We start from the raw sequence: 15,347 nt of genomic DNA, 5'->3' as shown, positions 1-15,347 counted from the left end.
GATTAAATGAATGCTTTAGAAATAATGGTTTCAGAACATGCAAATATTAAAAGAATGCTTAAAATAGTGAGGAAGTATTGTTACAAGGTATTAAAAAATGAAGCTTTAGATTACAATGATTTCTATAAAATAATAGATTTTGTTAGAAATTATGCAGATAAGCATCACCATAGTAAAGAAGAAAATATATTATTTGATATTTTAAGTAATCAGTTTGGAGAAAAAATTAAAAATGGTCCTATAATGGGAATGCTAGTAGAACATGACTTAGGTAGATTATACATGACAAATTTAGAAAATGCATTAAAGCGATTAGAAGCTGGTAAAGAGGATGCAAAATTAGATATAATTGCAAATTCAATTTCTTATACAGATTTGCTAACCCGACATATAGATCGTGAAGATACAGCCTTATATAAATTTGCAGAACGTTCATTATCAGAAGAAAATGTAAAAATGCTAAATGAAAAATCTGAAGAAGTTGAAAAAAATGCTGCTTTAAACAATATACAAGATAAATATTTAAAACTTATTAATGAATTAGAAAGAAAGCTTGATGCTATTTAAAATAAATAATAAGACACAACTTTTGAAAAGTTGTGTCTTATTATTTTTATTTAGTTTCCTATACCTGCTGGTAATTTAGTTTGTCCTCCAAGTAGTATTACAATACTATTAGGATTAGTATTACTGTTAATATAATCTGTAGTTGCCTTTGGAACATTATTATATACTAACATTATTGGAGAAGAACTTTGTGCTGCTAATGCAGAACCTGTTAATCCATCTGCAAACTCAGTACCAGTTGCACCATCTCCTAATGCTACAAGCATTTTATCCAATTTTAAATCATTTTGGAACTCTTTCATTACTGCCACATTTGTTTCAAATCTATTACTGCCTCCAAGTCTTACTGCATTTTGGGATAAAACTTTGTCTAAAGAAACCTCTACTGATTTGCTAATTGCACCATCTAATCCAATTATATAAAAATTCTTTGCCTTATTTTCATTAATATATGCAGCTACACTATCTGGAAGTCTATTACCTTCTGTTAAAAGTATTGGCATTCCTTTTGATGCAGCCACTGATGATACTGACAAAGCATCAGGATAATTATATCCATTAACAAAAATAGCTTTATCCTTAATTCCTACTTCTTTTGCAATATTTACAGAAGTTTCAAATCTATCTTTTCCATATATTCTCTTAACTTCTGGTTTAACCTTTAAATTATTTTGTATATTGCCTTCTATTTCTTTAGATACAGAACCTTCACCACCAACAATTATTACATGTTTCACATTTAATCTTTCTAATTCAGCTTTTGAAGACTCAGGAAGTTTATTCTGTTGTGTTAATAATATTGGTGCATTAAATTTTTTAGCCATTGGTGCTGCGCAAAGAGCATCTGCAAAAACTTCACCATTAGCAATTATTGCATAGTCAGAACCTTTATCCCATCCATTTTTAGAAATATTAGCTGCAGTTTCATATCTATCAGCACCCTTTATTGTTTGTACTGTAAATGGATATATTGGAGTAGTACTTAATTTCCAATTCTTATCTACAGTTGGTGTAATAGTTTTATTTTCTTGAATGTATTTAGTCATCATATTTCTAACTTGACCATCATCTCCTAAGGCCTTAGCTGAATCATACATTACTATAGATGTATCTCCAGGTTTTAAGCCAGCTGCAGCCATAAATCCTCCGCCACCGTTAAACCTATAGTTATTTATAGCTACTGTAAACTCATCTGTATCCTTTACTGGTACTCCGTTAAACTTTAAGTTCTTAATTCTGCTTACTGATTTAACTTCTCCTGTTTTAGAATCCACTGTACATGCCGGTTGTGTTAAATCAACATCATAAGTTGCTCCATATAATTGATCAAGATTATAGTCTGGAACATTTAAAGTTTTATCCTTACTTAAAACATCATTAGGATTGTTTACCTGCCCATAGTATCTTGCAGAAAACTCCATCCACTTTTTAAGCTGTGCTCCATTCATTTTTATTCCATATAGGAAATTTTCAAATACATATACTCCCATTATATTTTGAATTGTTATATCTCCTTTTGGTATATATGCACTTTCACTTAAAGGTGCTGCAATAGACAATTGAGTTCCTGCTCCCTTTCGTTGTACCTTGTTTATTAAGTCCATAATAGCTGTTGGTTCCATTGTTTGTCCCTTGCCTGGAAACTCTCCTGCTGATTGTCCAATTACTGTTGCCATATACTTTAAAGTTGTATCCTCGTAAGGCTGTGCCAATTTAGTTATAGCTTCATCTGCTGCAATTTTATCATCCATAGGTACTGTTTTAGCATTGATTGTCCCTATAGTTCCATTTACATTTATATTTATATCTAATTGTGAAACATATTGTCCTGATTTTGCTGGTTCAGTAACAGGAACAACTTTTCCAGAAGGATTCTTCAATGTAACATCGCTAGATATATTTTTATGAGCATGTCCACATATTATAGCATCTATACCATTTACACTTGTTGCCAAAGCTTTTACTTGATTTTCAGGTATTGTATCTGTAGCTGTTTCTTCTCCACTATGGATAGTAACTATTACTAAATCTGCCTTCTCATCATTTCTTAATATTGGAACCCACTTTTTAGCTTCATCCACTGGATCATTAAATTTTAATCCATTGTAGTTAGATGCATTTTCCCAATTAGGAATACACTTAGTTGTTAATCCTAATATACCAACTTTAAGATTTTTTCCATTTACATTAAGAGTTTTTGTAATATAAGGTTTTACAAAGTTTGAGTTATCATCAGTTTTATAAGTATTTGCTGATAATACATTTATATTTTCTTTTTGAGCATCTTTAATTACCCTGTTTAAAACTTCTAATCCATAATTGAATTCATGGTTACCAAGTGTCCATGAATCATATTTCATAGCTCCCATAACCTTCATCATTGGATATTCTGACTTTGTATCTACTTTATCATAATAATAAGATAATGGTGTTCCTTGAATAGTATCACCAGAATCCACAAGCATTACATTTGGATTTGCATTTCTTAAGCTATTTACATAAGTTGAAACTTTAGCTAGTCCTAAATTTGCAGCTTTTCCTGTGCTGTAATCTATAGGATATATACTTCCGTGAATGTCTGAAGTTCCTACTATGGATATTTGTGAAGCTCCATTAGTAGCTATTCTCTTATCCATTGAAGCTATTATGCCCTTATTTGCTTTTATATTTTCAATTAATGAATCTCTTACAAGTATATGAGTATCATTATAAGTTTCTTTAACTGATGGCTCATTAAATACAACAAAGCCGTCTCCTCCTGTTGCCATAAAATCATTAGTAGCAACCTTCAAGGTTTCTTTATCAGAAATAGCTGTTCCATCTGCCTTTTTTATATCTATTACTCTATTTCCAGATGGTTTTGTTGAATCATAAGTAACCTTAAGTCCAGACATTTGAACTCCAACTCCATTATCTGCAAAGGCTTCTTCAAATGCCTTTGTTAACTGAGCTTTATTCATCTTTACTGTAGTTACTACGTTATCAAAAGGCATTAAGTAAAATATTGTTCCAACTGTTATATCACCTTTTGGTATATCAACTCTTATACCTCCATTATTTTGTAATCCAACATCTGCATTTCCTTTATTTTTTATAATATCAGCTGTCCAATTTCCCAAATAAGATTCTCCAAAAGGAGCTGTATCTTGTTTTCTAGTTAAATCTTTATCTGTCTTGCCTATAACTTCATTAAAGGTTGAGCCAACTTGCTTTTTAGCATCAGCTACTATGGATATTGCATTAGTATCAGTGATTGGATTTTTTGCTTTGTATCCATTATCTTTATTATTGTCTAATGCTATATAACTTGTAGTTGGATTTACAAATGATACTTTTCCTGAAGATTCTACAGACATTTTCAAATCTATAAAACCTTTTGCTTGTGCTTTACCTATAACAACTGGTATGCCTGTTTTACTTATAGCTTGTACAGCAGTATGTGAATGTCCTCCTAACACTGCATCTACATTGGAAAGCTTGTCTGCTATGTCAAAAACTTTACCTGTTTTACAGTCTTGACTACTTCCTTCATGCATAAGTGCTAAAATTACATCTGCTTTTTTATTATCTTTAATGTCCTTAGCTAAACTATTTATCTCATTTAAAGGATCTGTAAACTTATAATTTGCTACATTATTTGGAAGAACTATTCCTGGTGTTTCTGTAGTTATTGCACCTATAACTGCAATTTTTACTCCATCTTTATTTATAATTTTATATGGCTCAAAAACTCTTTCTCCAGTATTTTTATTATAAAGATTTGAACATACAATTGAATATTTGGAATCCTTCATTGTAGTGTTTATAATTTTGTCTAGTCCCCAATCAAATTCATGATTTCCAAGAGCTGTTACTTCCATTCCAATACTGCTCATTAATTTTTGTACAGGAACTCCAAATAAAACATTTGACATTGGTGAACCTTGATATAAGTCTCCTCCTCCAAGAACCAGTGTTCTATTTGGATTTGCATTTTTAATATTGTCAATATTTTTAGCAAGTACTGCTCCTGCAGGTAATGGAGGTGTGCTTGCATCCTCTAATGCACCATGAAAATCTGTAATTTCAATTAAATCAAATAATTTACCAGATTCACTTGCTTTAACATTTGTAAAAGCAGTTGGTGTTAAAAGTGATACTACCATTAGTACTGTCATTACCAAAGATGTCAACTTCTTGTTTTTAAAAGCTCTTAACAAAATTATCATCTACCTTCCCTTAAAATTTAAAACCTATTGGAAATATATTCATATATAAAAATTATATAACAATGTGAATTTTTTGTAAATTGGTAACCAAATGTTTATAAAAATAAAATACAATTTAAAATTACCTTAATTCTTCATGTTGATACATATATGCAAGTGTAATATACTTTAAAGAAAACACCATAATTTTCAAGACATTTTTAATTTTAAGAAAGAGGTGAATATTAAAGTAGATTTAACATCTATTTTTATCTATTATGAGACATATATTTGAAAACGAAGAAGATTTTAGACAACACTTTAAATTTTTATCTTATATTTCTGTACCCTTTTTTTTAATACACAGCAATGATACTATAAAAGAATATAATTCTCCTGCTGTTGAAATGCTGCATACCATTTACATGGATGAAAATATAAACGCTTTTAATTCTAAATTTAGTAATCTTTTATGGTTTATTGAAGAAGATTTTATTAAGTTTAAAACAGGCATTAAACAAAATAAGATTTTTGTTAAAGAAGTAAAACTCAATAATATTACCTGGAAATTTAATGGGCAATTTATAAAACATAATGATTCTATATTCTTAATTATAAACTACCGTCTTCAAAAAGATGAATACACAAAAAAAGCTTTGCAATTAGCCTCCATAGCTGATGCATCTGAAGATGCTATAATAGGAAAAACTTTAGATGGTAAAATAATAAGCTGGAATAAGGCGGCTGAGAGAATTTTTGGATATAGTGAACAAGAACTTTTAGGTAAAAAATTTTCCATATTAGATAATAATGAAAATAATAAAGTTTTATGTAGTACAATAAGTAAAAATGGAATTAAAGACTATGAAATAGAAATGATAAACAGAAATAATGAAGTTATATATTTATCCATAAGCATATCACCTGTTAAAAACTATAGTGGAGATACTGTATGTGAATCTGTTATTGCTCGAGATATAACTGAAAATAAAAAGCTTCATAAGGAACTATATAACAGCGAAAAAAAATTCAGAAGTATATATGAACAATCTCCTATAGGAATAGAGCTTTTTGATGCTGATGGAGAAGTTATATCTTCAAATGAATCCTTCTGCAAGATGTTTAACTTAGATGACATAAAGGAATTCAAATATTCCAATTTCTTTAATACTCCTCATATTTATGAAAGTGTAAAGAATAGGATTAGGAACAAAAAAACTTCCCGTATTACTTGCAAATACAAATTAAATCAACGTGCTGACTTTGAAACAAACAAAAATAGGATTTATTATTTTGATATTGTAACTACTCCTATACTAAATGAAAAAAAAGATTTAACTGCAATTTTATTACAAGTACAAGACATTACTAAACTTAAAACTGTGGAAAAAAAAGTTCAAAATTTCACCAATTTATCTGACGATATATTCTCTATATTTGATTATGATGGCAAGTTTTTACAAGTAAGTGCTGGTATGAATAAAATTTTGGAATGGAGCGAGAAGGATGTTCTATATAAAAACTTTAAAGATTTTGTTCATCTTGATGATATTCAAGGTTGTGTAAACGATTTTTCATATATGTTAAAATGTGGTAGACACATATTCAAAAATAGATATATTTGCAAAAACGGAACTTATAAGTGGATTGAATGGAATTCATTCGTAATAAAAGAATATAGCCTTATTTATTCTATTGGAAGAGATATAACTAAGAGAATGGAAAGCGAAGATGAACTAAAAAAAGCCAAAATTGCAGCTGAAGAAGCTAATATTGAAAAAAGTAGATTTTTAGCTAATATGAGTCATGAAATAAGAACTCCAATAAACGGAATAATGGGTATGACAGATTTAACTTTAATGACAGAATTGACAAATGAACAAAGAGAATATTTGAATATGGTAAAAGCCTCCTCCAGCCACTTACTAGATATAATAAATGACATTTTGGATATATCAAAAATTGAATCCGGCAAGTTTAAACTTGACTTAGTACCTTTTAACCTTGAAGAAAGGATTTCCAAAATGGTTAAAAATATCTCCGTTCTTGCTTATAAAAAATTTATTGAAGTTATGTATTTCATTGATCCTAACATTAGTGAAGGTAATATAATAGGTGATCCTTCAAAATTGGACCAAATATTAATGAATTTACTAAGCAATGCTATTAAGTTTACAGACAGAGGAAATATAATAGTCTGTGCAAAAAAAGTTGAAGGACCTAAAGATAAAATTAAAATTCAATTTTCTGTTAGCGATACTGGAATTGGAATTCCTGAAGATAAAATGGACAAGCTTTTTAAAACCTTTAGTCAAATAGATGATTCGTACACTAAAAAATATGGCGGTACTGGATTGGGACTTTCAATATCCAAGCACCTTGTAAATATGATGAATGGCGATATATGGGTAACAAGTAAGCATAATGAAGGAAGTTGTTTTTACTTTACCGCAGAATTTTTTCCAGATGAAAATTCATCAAAATGTTTTTTAGAAGATGATAACGAAATAAATCAAAGATTTATTTCTACTCTAATAAGTAAGAAGGGTTACAATTATTTTACTGCCTTTGATGGTATTGAAGCTCTAAACTTATTAAAACAAGTAAAAAAAATTGATTTAATCCTTATGGATATACAAATGCCTAATTTAAATGGATTAAACACCACCAAAAACATTCGCAATATAGAAATAAATACAGGAAATCATATTCCAATTATAGCAATGACAGCCTATGCCATGATAGGCGATAGAGAGAAATTTTTATCAGCAGGAATGGACGATTATATTTCTAAACCAATTGACTATACTACACTTTATAAATTAATAGATAAATTTCTATCCAATAACTTAACATAATAGGCATATTGCGACACAACTTTTTCAGAGGACAGAGGACAATTGTCCTCTGAAAAGTTGTGTCATTAAAACTTAAACTTTTCTGTGACCTTATTTAATTTTGATGAAATTTTGTCAAGTTTTTCTAAGCTCTTAGATACTTTTTCAACAGCTTCATATTGTTCCGCCATAGAAGCAGATATTTCTTGTGTTGATGCTGCTGATTTTTGTGCAATATCAGATATATTTCTTATGGAACTAATAGCTATTTCCTTATTTTCATCTACTTTATTAATGCTTGATGCTTGACTCTCTACTTGCCTCATTGTATTTTTAACTGCTTTTCCAGTGGAAAAAAACGATTTTTCAGCTTCTGCCATAGCGACATTGGCCTCTTCAGTAGCCATATTACTATTTTCCATATTCAATTTAGTATTTTCTATTTCACCTTGTATATCTTTTACTATTTTTTCTATTTGTTTTGCAGAATTTGTTGTTTCTTCAGATAGTTTTCTTATTTCATCTGCAACTATAGCAAATCCTTTTCCAGCCTCACCAGCTCTTGCTGCTTCTATAGCTGCATTAAGTGCTAAAAGATTAGTTTGACTTGCAATTGATTCTATAGCATTAACAATTTCACCAATGTCTCCTGACTTATTAGATAAGTAATCCACATTGTTAGATATTTTTTTACGCTGCTATTATTTATTTCAAATTTTTCTATAAGCTTCTTCATTGCTTCCATGCCCATTAAATTAATTTTTTGAGTCGCCTTAGATAATTTTCTAACCCTATCAGATCCTTGTACTGCTACTTTTATTTCCTCAGCCAAACTTGATAATTTTTCATTCCCACTCTCAGAATTCTTTGCTTCTTCCACTGACCTTTTTGACAATTCTTCCATTGTGGCAGTTAAATTTTCAATTGAAGACACTGCTTCTTTAGTTGATGTATAAACTCCATTATAATATTGTGAAATATCCTCTGAATTTTCCTTAATAATTTTAGCTATACTTCTAAGCTTTTCCCTTAAACTATAAATAGATTTTATCATATTGCTAATTTCACTTTTTCCATTTAAAAAAAACTGCAATTCATTAGTTTCTTGTTGAACTGTTAAATCTAAATCAGCAGTCATATTAATAATTTCCGCTGCTATCTTTATTGGCTTTATAAATTTATTATGAACCAGCATCAAAATTATACATTGAATTATAACAAAAGCCATAACCAATAAAAGTATTCTCATTTTACCATCTCCCATATCCCCTATAATAATCCAAATTAATAATAACACAATTTGAATAAAATTTCATAAAATTCACTAATTTTAATACATAAAATTTCAATGTTCATTAAATTCAAACTATTTCATATTAACAAGTTTTTTATTGAAACCGGAGATGGTATATTATAAGCTACTTATTCCATTTTTTATACAAATCAGGTCTTTCATCTTTTAAAACACTATAAAATTTATCTATTACACCTGAATTTCTTAAATCTCTGAGCATAAGCTCAGGGTATTTTACTGTCTTTATAAGCTGCATGGAAGGATCTATAACCTTTATTTTTTCATTTTTAGTTACATATATATGAATTCCTCTCATATCTAATCTTTTAAATCCAAGCTTTTCAAATTCTTCAACCATTCCTATTAAATTCAGTACTAAATTTTTACTTAATCCATATTTCTTTATATAAGTATTTAAATCCTGTCCATCTACATATTCTCTTATCATAACTTTTCCTTTTCTTTCATATACTTTTGGAAAATAACTACTTCCTTCAGCCATTTTTAAAACTTTATACTCTTCCAAACACCTATCTTCCCTTCTACATATCTTTATTACTTTCCCATCAGGCATTAAGTACACTTTTCCATTCTTTCCATGTCCTAAATATTTATATTTACTCACATCAATAGAACTCATAGTTGTTTTCTCCCTTCTTCCCAAGATTTCATTATCTTCTTTTATTACTATATTTATTTAGTACAAGAAATGTACTTAATTATCCTGATAATAATCTTATTAAAGATGTAACATTTACCATGTATGTGAATAAACTATTATTATAGTGAGAATAATCGAGGTGAATAATATATGGCTTATTCAAATAGAGAATTATTAGCAAGACTAATTAAATGTGAAGCTGGCGGAGAAGGTGAAAACGGAATGAAAGCCGTTGCTACTTCTATTATGAATAGAGTAAGAGTTCCATATGGTGAGTACCATAAAATTGGTCAAGGAGATATTAGAAAAGTAATTTATCAAAAGGGTCAATATGATTGTATGCGCTCAGTTTTAGGCGGTGTTGCTAATCCTCAGACAATTTGGGGAAATCCACCGGAACAAATACACTATGATATTGCAGATTGGGCATTAGCAGGAAATAGATTATTTCCAATAGGTTATTCACTATGGTACTTTAACCCATTTGCTCCTTGTCCTTATACTTTTCCATATAACGGAAGTGGTAGTTTTCAAATAAAAATGGTGAAACATTGTTTCTATAATCCAACTGAACTCTATGCCAAAACCTAAATTCAAATCATATGTTTAATAAAGTTTTTCATAAATAATAAAATAAAAAATTTTATGCAAGGAGGTTTATTTATGTTTCCTCAATATTGTTTTAATTGCTTTAATCCTTACGCAATAGACTATGATTCTCCTAATATTCTGGGCTTTCGTCAGCAAAAGAAACCAGTTCCACAATTCCAAGGACAACAACCTCAGCAGCAGCCAATCATGCAAGATCAAGGCTTTGAGCAAGCTCCTGGTTCACCAATAGCTCAAGATATTCAATATACACAAGGGTACTTAAGAACACAAATAGGTAAAAGAGTTCGAGTATTTTTCTTGATTGGAACTAATATAGTACAAGATAGAGAAGGAATTTTGGAGGATGTTGGAATTAGTTATATTATTCTAAAAGAAACAGGAACAAATATTAATGTATTATGTGATATATATGCAATTAAATTTGTAAATATATTTCCTTAAAATATGCAATAATAAATACATAGACTTTAAATACAATTTTAAATTGCATTTAAAGTCTATTGTAATCTTATAATAAAGTAACTAATAAATTTATCTTGTTACTTTAGCTTTAACTAAATCATTCATATCCTTAATAAATATTGTAGTTCCTAACTTTGAATATTTTAGATCTACTAGTGCTAGTCCCATATTTTTTTTCTTTTTAGGTGAAAACTGTTCTGTGGCCACTATACCTACTTTTTCGCCATTAAAAATAACATTAGAACCAGAAATTTCATTGGTGCATTTATCCCCTGTTTCAAATTTTACAATCTTTCTTTTAATTCCCTTTTCACTTTCTTTTTTTAATGCATTTTTCCCAATAAAATCATTCTTTCTTAAATTAACATAAGTTTTCAATCCAGCTTCAAATGGAGTTATATCCTCCAAAAGTTCATCTCCAAAAGGAGGTAAATTAGAATCTAATCTTAATGCGTCCCTTACGCATAAGCCTGCAGGTTTTATACCTTCTTCCCTTCCTGCCTTCAATATACTATTCCAAAGCAATTCTAAATCTTTAGGAAGTATATAAATCTCAAATCCATCTTCTCCTGTATAACCAGTTCTAGAAAGTAAACACTTTGTATCACAAATACTTACATCTTTCCTGAAACTCAAATATTTAATTTCTTTAAGGTCTATATCTGTTAATTTTTGTAGTATAGTCTCTGACTTAGGACCTTGCAATGCAAGCTCACAAATTTCATTTGAAATATTAATAATACTTACATCATGTTTATTTTTTTTATTTATAAGCCATTTAAAAATTCTTTTTACATTTCCCGAATTAATAGTAATTAAATAATCATTTTCACTTAATTTATATAATAATACTATCTCAATAACCGCTCCATAAGGATAGCACATAAGAGTATACATAGCTCTATTTTCTTCTAAACTTTCAATATCATTAGTTACCAAGTTTTGAATAAAGTGAAAGGCATCCTTACCTTTTATTTGAATTTTTCCTACATGGGAAATATCAAATAATCCTGCTTTTTTTCTTACGGCCTTATATTCTTCTACTACTCCTTCAAATTGCATAGGTAAAGCCCAGCCTGCAATTTTGCCTATTTTTCCACCATATTCTTCATAAACATTATATAGTGGAGTCTTCTTTAATGCTTCCATACTGTTACCTCCTATGTATTCATATAATAAAAAAAGGACCATTGGACACATCTTTACAAATGCCACATGATCCTCTGTTACTCTATTTAAAAACTTCTATATTTAAACTTAAACATAATTATAAAAAGTTAAAAATAGAATTTCAGAGTTTCGTCCTATAATGTTACATTTACCTGAAAGTTTCTATTAAACTTGTGGTAGTTTAACATTGCTTCTTCGGTTAACAAAAGTTATCTCACATTATTTTCATCCGATTTATATAGATTTTTATTACGTAACTCATTATAACACTTTTGTAATCCATTTTTAACCCACTTTTATGAATAAATTATAAAATTTTAGTTATATTTATAAATATTTTATTTAACCATAACATACCTTAAAAATTAATACTTAATTATGTATTTAATATACAAATTCTATGAAAAACTATACATTGTACATAATTGTTTCAAACAATTTTATATTAGTGAAATAAATTTTTAATTGTATAAATATTATAAATAGAGCATAATAATTTTTTTTGCTTACCTTTAGTATAATTATTGAATACATTGACAATTAATTAATATAGTTATATTATAATTCTATGTTTAAATGCAAATTATTTGCATTTATTTTTATAAGGAGTGATACATAATGTTGAAAAAGTTAATTTTCCTATCTGCTATATTCTGTATGTTACTTACATTTTCATCTTGCAGCAATAAACAAACTTCACCTACAAACAACACTTCACAAAGTAATAAGCTAAAAGTAGTAGTTTCCTTTAATGCTATACGAGAATTTGCAGAAGCAGTAGGTAAAGATAAAGTTGAAATTGAAACTATAATCCCCAGTGGAACTGAAGCCCATGACTTTGAGCCAAAAACAAAAGATTTAAAAGCATTGAGTGATGCTAAAATATTTATATACAACGGTTTTGGCATGGAACCTTGGTCAGATGAAACATTAAAAGCTGTAAATAATAAAAATCTTATAGTTGTAAATGCATCAACTGGTTCTACCCCAATAACAGCTGTAGACGCTGAATCATCTAAAAGTAATGAAAAATATGATCCTCATTTATGGATGAGCCTAAAAGGTGCAGAAAATGAAGCTAAAAATATAAAAGATGCATTCGTAAAAGCAGATCCTTCAAATAAAGATTATTTTGAAAAAAATTATTTAGACTTTTATAATAAACTTGAACAACTTTATAAAGATTACAATAGCAAATTTAGTACTTTACAAAACAAAAACTTCGTCACAGGACACGCTGCATTTGCTTACCTTTGCAGAGATTTTGGATTAAAGCAAAACAGTATTGAAGGTGTTTTTGCAGAGGGAGAACCTAGTGCTAAAAAGTTAAAAGAACTAGTTGATTATTGTAAAGAAAAGCATATAAAAACAATTTTTGTTGAGGATATGGTAAGCCCTAAAGTTTCCGAAACACTAGCAAATCAAGTTGGAGCTAAAGCACAAAAAATTTATACCTTAGAAAATACGGAAGGTGGTAAAGATTATATAGAAACTATGAAAAATAACCTTGATATGATATATAATAGTTTGAAATAAAACATATTACGACACAACTTTTTCAGAGGACAGAGGACAATTGACAGAGGACAGTGAAGGATGATTTTTCTCCGCTTTGCTGCGAAAAATCTTTAATTAAACTTTTGATGGCTCGTTTCGCTAAAGCGAAACATTGCTGACTAATATAAGTTTAAAGCTCATTTTGCATTAGCAAAATAAGCTTTAGAAATAAATTAGTTTTCCGACGTAAGGAGGAAAACTCACCTTCATTGTCCTCTGTCCTCTGTCAAATGTCCTCTAAAAATATTGCTTCGCAATATTTTTAAATTACACTTTGAATCCAGATGTCATTTTAGTTAGTTTCTTTGACATCTCTGATAAATTTTTCGTATTTTTCTCTATCTCATTCATAGTGCTAAGCTGTTCTTCTATGCTTGCACTTATATTTTCAGTACCACCAGCTATTTCACTTGAACTGCTAGCTATAGTATTAATAGCCATTTCAATTTCTTTAGTACTCTTTGCCTGCTGCTCATTGGCACTATTTATTTGTTCTATTTGATTTACTATATCTTGTATGTTATGTATTATACTTTGTATACTCTCTCCAACCTCAGACGCTTTAGTAACTCCGTGAGACACCTTTCCTTCAACCTGTTCAAATGATGTTACAGCAGAGGCTGATTTCAATTGATTTTCTTTAACTAATTCAGATATTTGTGTTGCTGCATTATTGCTTTCATCTGCAAGCTGTCTAATTTCATCGGCTACTACACTAAAGCCTTTTCCAGCCTCACCTGCACGAGCCGCCTCTATGGCTGCATTTAAAGCTAACATATTTGTTTGAGCTGAAATTCCTGTTATTATTTGAATAATTTCTCCTATTCTCTTTGAAGATACATCCAAATCACTTATAATCATTGATACTTCTTTTGATGAAGAAGCTATATCCGTTATAGAAGAAACAATTTCAGATATTTTTCCTGCTCCTTCTTCTGCTATTTCTTTTGCCTTTTTACTATTTACAGAAGTATTCTTTGTTGCTACAGAAGTTGATTCAGAAAATTTAGCTACTTCTGCAAGACTCGCTGAAGTTTCTTCTGAAACAGCAGCTCCATCTGATGTACTGGAGGATATCTCTGAAACAGTACCTGCTATACTATCTAACGACTGTGTTGTTGCTGTTGTTGCATCACTTAAATTTTCACTTAAGGATGTCATAGATTCAGCTGAAACTGATACTTGTTTAATAATTGAATGAAGTTTGTCCATAAATAAGTCAAAACTTCTGCTCAAATCTCCCATTTCATCCTTACTATCATAGCCTATTCTTTGAGTTAAATCACCATCACTTTCAGAAATTTCTTTTAGTTTTTTAGTAACCCTTCTAATTGGATCAACAGTTTCTTTTATTATAATTATAGATAAAATCAAAGTTATAATTAAACATATCAATGAAAGTGATATTATTACAATCATTGTAGTACCAAAAATCTTTTTACTTTGATCATAAGTATTATTTGCTGCTTTAACATGATTATTTATAATTTCATCAAAGGATGCAGTTAATGCAGTTTTAGCTTTATCAAAACTAGCAGCATCATTAGGTCCTGAACTACCATTAGCTGCACTTATAGCTCCTTGTTGACCAGCAGTTTTCATAAATTCATCCTTTGCTGCTATAAACTTATCATAATTATCTAATAAAGTTTTGTAATCAGCATGACTTTTATATTCTGATAATGATTTGTCAATTGATGCTACCTTATTTGCAACATCACTTTTTATAGTATTTTTTGTATTTTCATCACTTGCATCCATTAACGCACTACTTCTAGTTCGAATATATTCCACATTTGATTTCATGTTCTCTAACTTAACAATTGGACCCATTCTTGATTCACTTAGTTCTTTAATCCCAATATTAACTAAAGACAATTGTTTTACTGAAGCAACCCCCATTATTAATAGAAAAACAAGAAAACTAGTTGCAAGGAAACTGATTTTATGCGCAATTTTTAAGTTTCTAAAAAAATTCATGTAATTATCCTCCTCTGTAT

The 15,347-nt window shown here is 29.3% G+C and carries 11 protein-coding genes and 1 riboswitch; of the genes, 5 read left to right on the top strand and 6 right to left on the bottom strand.

Annotation, left to right across the window (positions count from 1 at the left end; genetic code table 11):
• Window positions 1-6 precede the first annotated feature (6 nt).
• Window positions 7-567 (top strand): hemerythrin domain-containing protein, encoded by a 561-nt coding sequence (locus Ccar_RS23420; RefSeq protein ID WP_007059154.1) that lies wholly within the window; start codon window positions 7-9, stop codon window positions 565-567.
• A 50-nt stretch (window positions 568-617) separates the two neighbouring features.
• On the opposite strand, the gene Ccar_RS23415 is transcribed toward Ccar_RS23420, so the two are convergent.
• Complete coding sequence (locus tag Ccar_RS23415; protein ID WP_007059155.1) at window positions 618-4,775, bottom strand: 5'-nucleotidase C-terminal domain-containing protein; 4,158 nt, start codon at window positions 4,773-4,775, stop codon at window positions 618-620.
• Window positions 4,776-5,179: 404 nt separating this feature from the next.
• Between Ccar_RS23415 and Ccar_RS26185 the strand changes: the two genes are divergently transcribed.
• Entirely contained in the window at window positions 5,180-7,612 is a 2,433-nt protein-coding gene (locus Ccar_RS26185) for a PAS domain S-box protein (RefSeq protein ID WP_169823848.1), read from the top strand.
• 65 nt (window positions 7,613-7,677) lie between these two features.
• Here the strand turns inward: Ccar_RS26185 and Ccar_RS23405 are convergent, their stop codons facing one another.
• The 3 genes from Ccar_RS23405 to Ccar_RS23395 all read right to left on the bottom strand — a co-directional run bounded on the left by Ccar_RS23405 (window position 7,678) and on the right by Ccar_RS23395 (window position 9,525).
• Window positions 7,678-8,265 carry a methyl-accepting chemotaxis protein gene (locus Ccar_RS23405; RefSeq protein WP_007059158.1) on the bottom strand — a complete coding sequence of 196 codons (588 nt, stop codon included), beginning with the start codon at window positions 8,263-8,265 and terminating at the stop codon, window positions 7,678-7,680.
• A complete protein-coding gene (locus tag Ccar_RS23400; protein WP_007059159.1) occupies window positions 8,211-8,840 on the bottom strand; it encodes a methyl-accepting chemotaxis protein in 630 nt (209 codons plus the stop codon). The genes Ccar_RS23405 and Ccar_RS23400 overlap by 55 nt, the downstream gene beginning before the upstream one ends.
• A gap of 169 nt (window positions 8,841-9,009) precedes the next feature.
• A complete protein-coding gene (locus Ccar_RS23395) occupies window positions 9,010-9,525 on the bottom strand; it encodes a hypothetical protein (RefSeq protein ID WP_007059160.1) in 516 nt (171 codons plus the stop codon).
• A 171-nt stretch (window positions 9,526-9,696) separates the two neighbouring features.
• Here Ccar_RS23395 and Ccar_RS23390 point away from each other — a divergent pair, with 171 nt between their 5' ends.
• The gene (locus Ccar_RS23390; protein WP_007059161.1) at window positions 9,697-10,137 is read left to right on the top strand and encodes a cell wall hydrolase; all 441 of its coding nucleotides are present in this window, start codon (window positions 9,697-9,699) and stop codon (window positions 10,135-10,137) included.
• Window positions 10,138-10,209: 72 nt separating this feature from the next.
• Window positions 10,210-10,599, top strand: a complete 390-nt coding sequence (locus Ccar_RS23385; protein WP_007059162.1) for a hypothetical protein — start codon at window positions 10,210-10,212, stop codon at window positions 10,597-10,599.
• A gap of 90 nt (window positions 10,600-10,689) precedes the next feature.
• Here the strand turns inward: Ccar_RS23385 and gcvT are convergent, their stop codons facing one another.
• Entirely contained in the window at window positions 10,690-11,769 is a 1,080-nt protein-coding gene (gene gcvT / locus Ccar_RS23380) for a glycine cleavage system aminomethyltransferase GcvT (protein WP_007065111.1), read from the bottom strand.
• A 151-nt stretch (window positions 11,770-11,920) separates the two neighbouring features.
• Window positions 11,921-12,019, bottom strand: a riboswitch (glycine riboswitch).
• A 389-nt stretch (window positions 12,020-12,408) separates the two neighbouring features.
• On the opposite strand from gcvT, the gene Ccar_RS23375 reads away from it, so the two are divergent.
• Complete coding sequence (locus Ccar_RS23375; protein ID WP_007059164.1) at window positions 12,409-13,326, top strand: metal ABC transporter substrate-binding protein; 918 nt, start codon at window positions 12,409-12,411, stop codon at window positions 13,324-13,326.
• Between the two features lie 288 nt (window positions 13,327-13,614).
• On the opposite strand, the gene Ccar_RS23370 is transcribed toward Ccar_RS23375, so the two are convergent.
• Window positions 13,615-15,327 carry a methyl-accepting chemotaxis protein gene (locus Ccar_RS23370; protein WP_007059165.1) on the bottom strand — a complete coding sequence of 571 codons (1,713 nt, stop codon included), beginning with the start codon at window positions 15,325-15,327 and terminating at the stop codon, window positions 13,615-13,617.
• Window positions 15,328-15,347: the final 20 nt, after the last annotated feature.

The organism is Clostridium carboxidivorans P7 (assembly GCF_001038625.1).
Lineage (GTDB): Bacteria > Bacillota > Clostridia > Clostridiales > Clostridiaceae > Clostridium_AM > Clostridium_AM carboxidivorans.
The sequence above is the reverse complement of the archived record's forward strand: the minus strand, read 5'-3'. Positions and strand labels throughout refer to the sequence as shown.